This is a genomic window from Microcoleus sp. Pol12B4, from assembly GCF_036701385.1.
GTDB lineage: Bacteria > Cyanobacteriota > Cyanobacteriia > Cyanobacteriales > Microcoleaceae > Microcoleus.
The window spans coordinates 1-7024 of the sequence record NZ_JAUBQR010000285.1 but is presented as its reverse complement, the minus strand read 5'-3'; the positions used below and the strand labels follow the sequence as shown (position 1 = coordinate 7024).

Genomic DNA, 7024 nt, shown 5'->3' with positions numbered 1-7024 from the left:
CGATCGACCATATCCTTAACTACCCGTTTAGCCAAATGCACAGACGAGACAACGTTGAGGTTAATCAGATTTAGTTCGTCCTTCAAGTCTGTCTCGCGCGCAAAGTCGCCCCCGACGCCGACACCGGCATTAATTGCGATCGCATCCACTGGCCGATTAGTCGCTTTTATCTGGTTGTACAGCGTCTCAACACCGTCGTAGGTAGCGAGGTCTGCCTGCACTGTCTCGACTTTGGCACCGAGCCCCTCAAAGGCTTGAGCCGCTTCCTTGATGCTCGCTCCGGTGGCGGTGACTAGGAGATCGAATCCGTTTTGAGCGAACTGTTTGGCGAGTTCGTAGCCGATACCGTTAGAGGCACCCGTCACGACAGCCAAGGGCCGGGTCAACCAACTGTTTATAACCATTTACAATCCTCTGTTACTGCTTCACGCTTGTTTGTCTAGACTTGCTTTTCTCTGTACCAGACAATCTTTGTAGACTGTGGGCTTTCAACTTTTACAATGCTAGGGAGGTAAAAGTGCGATCGCATCTTTCCCAGGACATAAGCTTTTAGGCATTTAAATACGGTATAATCGAAAACAAAGTTTATGTAATTAGTGTAAAAATGACAGCCTAGAATCATCTTAGAGAAAGAGAAAATAGAGAAACCACATAAAGCATAAAAAAAAATGTATCAAAGGGAAATATTATAGAAATAATTATGATTATATAATAGCAATCCTTGCAGGAGTCGTAATTTTTTTACCCCGCCCCAACCCTCCCCGCGAGTTCGGGGAGGGAGTAAGAAATTCACAAATGATGCGAGGATTGCTATATATGTATAAAATGCGCGTAGATATGGCTAATAACTCTTTTGATGATTATTTGGGAACCGTTATTCTCTGGTGCTAAATCGGAGGCGATGAGAGACGGGAGATGGAAGAGGGGAGATTGACTCGGAAGATTAATCCTGGGCTAAAAACATTTATCTCTGGGGGAAGGGGGAGGATGCTTGCCCAGGGAGAACAGTGCGTGATGTCAGTTATAACTGACATCACGCACTGTTCTCAATCAGACCCAATCAACTTGGTAACAGCGACGAAAAATCTCAGATCTCAGGTCGATCGCGCAACAAGAAACCAAGCGCATGACGCCCAGAGTGTAAGATGTCAGTTATCACGAATACTTTCGGTTGGCGATTGCCCGATCTCCCCCAAAATTGAAAATTATGACAGCCAATTGCTGATTCTGCTGGCTTCATGTTATAGTGGTTTCCCAAGAATTAAATTCGGTTGCGTAGTTTGTTGGTGTTTATTTACAAGCGTCTCTCCGAATCTAAGTCTCTGCACCCTAATGATTCTGGAGATTTTATGTCGATTTACGTGGGTAATCTTTCATATGAGGTAACATCAGACGACCTCAACGAAGTATTTGCCGAGTACGGTACTGTAAGCCGCGTCCAAGTGCCAGTGGACCGGGAAACAGGCAGGATGCGGGGTTTTGCTTTTGTGGAAATGGCAAGCGAGGCAGAAGAAGCAGCAGCCATCGCAGCTCTAGACGGTGCTGAGTGGATGGGCCGCGACTTGAAAGTCAACAAAGCCAAACCTCGCGAAAACAACAACAAACGATCATCGGGCGGCGGCGGTGGCTGGGGCGACAACGATCGCTCTTCACGACGCTACTAAGCTTTGACACTGAAAATTTGAGTTTTGGTAGTTGACGGCAGGTGCGAATGCTGCTTTTTTTTCGGGTTGTTCGATCGACCCAGCAAATAAAACTCCCAAACCTCTAAATCAGTTTTGCCCCCTCCAAGGAGGGGGCTTTGTTTTTGGCGAAAAATCCCGCCAGGTACGTCTGCGATGCAGTTCCCACTCTAGTTCGTGATTCGATACCCTGTTAACTGCTTTCTTTAAGAGGCTGTCGGGATTTCGCGGTTCGACTCCTGTAAACTATCAAACTAGAATTAAGCAGCAAGAAAAGTTAGAATAACGGCAAAACTGAATATTGCCCAGAACAGCAAAACTATCTTTACCGAAGATTAGTCGAGAAAACCAGCCGAATATCAGCCAATATCTTGATTTTGCCTCAATAAAGATGTCCAAGGTCTACAGCACGGCGGAACTCATTAAAATCCTCGAAGAAGAGCGCCAAGCCTGCTTGCATGGGCGGCGCCTCAACTTGACTGAAACTCCTGCTACAGGCAACCCCGTGATTGACCGCTTTCTCAAATCTGAGGGAGTTCAGAAATTCACTGCTTATCAAAATTTTAAGGCTGCCGTACACGAATACCAGCGGGAACATCAAGTTTCTGGGATTGTCTGGCGGGAAATGGCGGTTAAAGGCAATACTCTACGCTATCCGGCAGTGGATGACGAATTAATAGCTCTACCGGTTGATTTGATTACGTTGAAGGCAGCTAAGATTGCTATGTTGGAATTCTGGCAGCAGGTAACTGCCGGGATGGATTTGTATTTAAGCATTAACAGCGGGAAGGATTTTCGATCAATCGAGCCGGTTGATGTAGAGGCTATAGCCCAGCGCACAGAATGGGCCAGTCTCTCGAAGTGGGAAAAGTTGGATTTTCTAGAAATTTTGTTGCAGTTGGGCTGGGGGAAGCCGGAGGAAGCTTATTATAAGCGGGGATGGCCGACTTCGGGCAGCGAGTACATTCACGCCGTCAAACCCGGACAGCGGCCGATTTGTTAATTGTTAATTGGTAATTGCTAACAGAATAAGCTGAATTCAGAACAATCGACAACACAGAAATTGAGGACACGGCGCCGTGCCGTGTCCTGAGTGTGGTTAATATCTGAAGAACTCATTTATTAACTTCTGACATCTGACAAAGCATCAAGCCAAACCACTGATTCGGATCTGTCCAAACTTGCACAGGAATTAAACCACGCTGCGAAAGTTCTGCCTTTACAGTATGGAGATTAAACTTGCGAGATATTTCGCTGCGGATAGTTTCTCCCGCTGCAAATTCAACCGTTAAATTAAGAGAACGCAACTGCACTGTTTGCGCTTTTTTACTTTTTAAGTGCATTTCAATTTGACATTCCTCTTGATTGTAAAAAGCCCAATGCTCGAACTGTCCTAAATCAAAATTTCCCTCATATTTTCGATTTAAATGTCGCAGCATATTTAAGTTAAATGCTGCCGTTACTCCTTGACTGTCATCGTAGGCAGGCTCTAAAATATCCTTAGATTTGTCCAAGTCAATTCCCAGCAAAAAATACTCTCCCGGCTGCAATGCACCGACAATTTGCGAGAAGAACAAATCGCATTCTTGAGCGTTGAGATTGCCGAGGGTACTGCCGAGAAAACAAATCATTCGGGTTGGCAACGGCGACGGTGCAATTTTAGCTAAGGCTAATTCGTAAGTGCTGACAAGTCCGTGAATCTGGAGCGAGGGATAATCTGCTAACAGTTGACAAGCGCTGCTTTCTAGGATAGTAGGACTGATGTCGATCGGCAAATAGTGCAGGGGATATTCCAGTTGACTGTAAGCATCGAGGAGAATCCGAGTTTTGGTGGAACTGCCGCTGCCGAGTTCCACAATTTCGCAGGGGCCCGTTAAATTGGCGATCGCCCCCGCGCACCGCTGCAAAATAGCCGTCTCAGTGCGCGTCAAATAGTATTCCGGCAACTGGCAAATCAGCTCGAACAGGTTTGAGCCGCGATCGTCGTAGAAATACTTGGGAGGCAGGGATTTGGGGGTTTGAGTCAACCCGCTAACTACATCGCTGCCAGCATTGATTTCTGCGGGTGTCAGTGCCGCAGCGCTCACCAGTCGCTCTAAGTGCAGTCGGTTTTCTTTCGTTGAGGCTGAGTTTGTCGTGTCGGACAGTCTTGGGGATTTCATAAAGTAATTTTTAGATGCACATATCGGTATAGCACGCAGTCGCGTTGCCAAATATCGCGCTCAAGTCAGATTTTTCATACCGATCTCGGTTCTGTATTTTCTCATCGGATGGCGATCGCATCCACAATTAAAACTTAAAGTTTGTCTACAAAAATTATTAAATAATTAACAAAACTTGTTTGACTTGGGCTTGTTACATGGAAAAAAGTTGGGCATTTCACAAACCAGTTTTGTACCCAATTCACTTTCCAGCCCTTTATTTGATGTTCGTCAAATAAGCTTTCTAAGACAAGTATTAAGGAATTTGTTAATCTGAAAAGCCCGATGACTCAAATCTTTAATATGAACAAATTTGATAGTAGTTATAATGGCATAGCGAACTACTTAGCGCAGCGAAAACCAGCAATAATTTGCCGCACGCCCGGATAATACCAATTCCGAAATGTCGAGCGCAGTGCCTGCGGAAAAGTCGCCCAACTACCCCCTTTTAAAACCCGGTGTTCTCCATCAAAATAAACTTGAGAATATCCCCTGTAAGGATAACTTTCAAATCCCGGATAGGCGTCAAAGGTTGAAGCAGTCCACTCCCAAACATTCCCCAACATATCATAGCAGCCGATCGCGCTTGCTCCTTTGGGAAAGGCATCAACTGGCGAGGTATTGGCAATATTATTGCCGTGATTGCACAGGCTGCCGTTTGGCGGTTCTTCTCCCCAAGGATAGATGCGATATGTTGAATTTGTGGCATCCCAACTGGCAGCTTTTTCCCATTCGGCTTCCGATGGCAAACGCTTGCCGATAAAGTTGCAGTAAGCTTCGGCTTCGTACCAACTGACACCGCAAACTGGATGGTTGTTGAAAGCTGGATTTTCTGACCAGTAAAGCGGTTGAGAGATGGCTTCGCCTTGCAGCCATTTCCAGCCGTCCGCTGACCACCAATCAGGGTTTTTATAGCCACCGGATTCCATGAAATCTCGGTATTGACGGCAAGTGACGGGATAGCGATCGATCGAGTATTCTTCTAAATAACACAGGTGGCGCGATCGCTCGTTATCCAAAGCCTCCGCAGCATCGCTTCCCATGTAAAATTCCCCGCCCGGAATTTCAATCACCGGGGAATCGGTAATTGGTAATTGGTAATCGGCAATTACTCTTCCCTCTTTCTTATTCCTTCTATCCGTTACGTCCCGGAAATCCGTTAACCAATCCGTTGCCGAACTTCCTTCTTCCTTCTTCCTTTGCATTTGCAACACGAAAGCAACAGTTTCGCAGTGCTGGCTTTCGTGCTGAATAATAAACCGCCAGAGACGTTCTTGCTCGTCGATCGGCGCTACTTCCAAATAATCTAACACCTTTTTTCTCACCGCGTCCAGATATAATTCAACTTCAGGTAATGTCGGCAGAAAAACCCGTTGTTTTTTCGGCAAAATATCAGCAGCAAACAGTTGGTGATACTGAGGCAAGACAGGTTCCAAGCCAGCACATCGTTGCAACAGCCACAAATCTTCAGTATAAGCCATGTGGCCTAAGTGCCAGCCAACTGGACTGAAATCAGGATGAGCTTGGCGGCAAAAAGTATCGTAGTCGATGTCTGTAAATAGCTTGAAAGTGCCGCGGCGACACTGCTGCAAATCGCGATAAATTGCCTCTCTACAAGATTGGATAGATTTCGATATCACGCTCTACTCCGGTACTGATAATGCTCTGGACTGGGCACTCGTGCCAATTGCCTGCAAATAAAGCTTCAGAAGCAATGATGACAGAATCCGGGAAATTTAAATCGTCCCGCAGCCAATAGAGGGAAGGAGGGGTTTTTTGGGAAGCAAAGCGAGAGGCAACAAGCTGGTGTCCGTCACTGATAATGATATTAGCTGAAAATTCTACTTGGTGAAAGTTTGCTAGCTCTGCCACAGTTTTCAGCGTGTTTTGCAAAGCAGCTTCTAGAGTCATATTGGCGGCTGTCAATTCATTGACAAACAAACCGAAGATATGCTCTGAATCTGTAGTGCCGTTAATTGATTGATAAATGGTATCGCTAAGTCGATCGCGAATTGGTCTGTAAAGAGTTTGACGAAAATTCTTCACGAAGCCGTTGTGTACGAACAGCAGGCGATCGTTCTGAAACGGCTGACAGTTGCTCAAATCTACAGATTGTCCTAAAGTTGCACTGCGAACGTATCCGATCGCGCATCCAGATTCGACGTATCGACTGATACTCGGAAGGTTAACGTCGCTCCAAATTGGCTGTACATTTTTATAGGTAAACGGGTCAGTATCTAGGTGCGGGTGATACCAACCAATACCAAAACCGTCAGCATTGAGTAGGCCAGAAGTCATTTCGCGGGGATCGTAACTCTGCACAATTAGGGAATGTTCCGGCTTGTACAGAATAGCATCGAGTAAAATCGGCTCCCCGAGGTAGCCAAGCAAACGGCACATAAAATTTTTGCAGCAATTTGATTAGCATTGTAAGTCATTAGCCGAAAAATTGCCCGATCGCCCATCTTCAGCGCTGGGAACAAGGTTTTTTGTAGCCCGCTGCCAGCATCGCAGTACAAACGATACAGTTAAGGTAGAACCCCTACAGCACAAGGAGACTCTTGAATGTTCCTCGACGAACTCATCCCAATGGCGAAAGAATTGATCGAACAGCCGATCGCCTTCGCGGGCGGATTTTTATCTGGCCTGCTTCGACTCAACCTTCACGAAGATCCCGTTAAAAGCTGGATCGACGAGCAGGCTGGTTCAACTTCCTACACTACTCCCCCAGCCGAACCCACCAACGGTAAAAGCACGGGGCCTCAGTCAATCTCGATCGACTAAGGAAAAGCAGTAACATCCTCCCAACGCCAAACTGATTACAGTTATGGCGTGGGCTTCCAAACATCACAGTTTGGCTTTTCGCGTTTTTCTCTTATGGGATTTGCACACTTGGCTAGACTGAATTTCTCTGTGTCCGCTAAAAAGTCTGCACAGACACTTAGACACTTTCGATTCCCGTATAGCCTTTCTCAGATAGATGAAGTACAATAACAGCAGTATATAAACCAGTTCCAAATATTTTGCTGAGAAAGTTGACGGAATGCAAACTCTATCGCCTTTCCTAATTATTGATAATGTGTTGTTTTGATAAAACTGAAAATATATTTAAGTTTTAACCATAACTTCTCAGGTTTGTGA

At 45.8% G+C, this 7024-nt stretch carries 7 protein-coding genes; 3 read left to right on the top strand and 4 right to left on the bottom strand.

What is annotated here, in order from left to right:
* A partial coding sequence (locus QUA38_RS26295; protein WP_333167110.1) for an SDR family NAD(P)-dependent oxidoreductase occupies positions 1–404 on the bottom strand: 404 nt, incomplete at its 3' end.
* A gap of 945 nt (positions 405–1349) precedes the next feature.
* Here QUA38_RS26295 and QUA38_RS26290 point away from each other — a divergent pair.
* Together QUA38_RS26290 and QUA38_RS26285 are read left to right on the top strand one after the other, a co-directional pair.
* Entirely contained in the window at positions 1350–1664 is a 315-nt protein-coding gene (locus QUA38_RS26290; protein ID WP_333077113.1) for an RNA-binding protein, read from the top strand.
* 409 nt (positions 1665–2073) lie between these two features.
* Positions 2074–2685, top strand: a complete 612-nt coding sequence (locus tag QUA38_RS26285; RefSeq protein WP_172191765.1) for a hypothetical protein — start codon at positions 2074–2076, stop codon at positions 2683–2685.
* 112 nt (positions 2686–2797) lie between these two features.
* On the opposite strand, the gene egtD is transcribed toward QUA38_RS26285, so the two are convergent.
* From egtD to egtC, 3 genes are all read right to left on the bottom strand, one after another.
* Positions 2798–3844 (bottom strand): L-histidine N(alpha)-methyltransferase, encoded by a 1047-nt coding sequence (gene egtD / locus QUA38_RS26280; RefSeq protein WP_333167107.1) that lies wholly within the window; start codon positions 3842–3844, stop codon positions 2798–2800.
* Positions 3845–4224: 380 nt separating this feature from the next.
* Positions 4225–5523 (bottom strand): ergothioneine biosynthesis protein EgtB, encoded by a 1299-nt coding sequence (locus tag QUA38_RS26275; protein ID WP_333167105.1) that lies wholly within the window; start codon positions 5521–5523, stop codon positions 4225–4227.
* Positions 5495–6283, bottom strand: a complete 789-nt coding sequence (egtC, locus tag QUA38_RS26270; RefSeq protein ID WP_333167103.1) for an ergothioneine biosynthesis protein EgtC — start codon at positions 6281–6283, stop codon at positions 5495–5497. Before egtC ends, QUA38_RS26275 begins: the two co-directional genes overlap by 29 nt.
* Before the next feature lie 165 nt (positions 6284–6448).
* Between egtC and QUA38_RS26265 the strand changes: the two genes are divergently transcribed.
* Positions 6449–6667, top strand: coding sequence for a hypothetical protein (locus QUA38_RS26265; protein ID WP_190736419.1), 219 nt, complete (start codon positions 6449–6451; stop codon positions 6665–6667).
* The last annotated feature ends 357 nt before the right edge of the window (positions 6668–7024 follow it).

Coding starts and splice junctions, on each gene's coding strand:
- QUA38_RS26290 (WP_333077113.1), top strand. CDS start 1,350: ATGTCGATTTACGTGGGTAATCTTTCATATGAGGTAACATCAGACGAC.
- QUA38_RS26285 (WP_172191765.1), top strand. CDS start 2,074: ATGTCCAAGGTCTACAGCACGGCGGAACTCATTAAAATCCTCGAAGAA.
- egtD (WP_333167107.1), bottom strand. CDS start 3,844: ATGAAATCCCCAAGACTGTCCGACACGACAAACTCAGCCTCAACGAAA.
- egtC (WP_333167103.1), bottom strand. CDS start 6,283: ATGTGCCGTTTGCTTGGCTACCTCGGGGAGCCGATTTTACTCGATGCT.
- QUA38_RS26265 (WP_190736419.1), top strand. CDS start 6,449: ATGTTCCTCGACGAACTCATCCCAATGGCGAAAGAATTGATCGAACAG.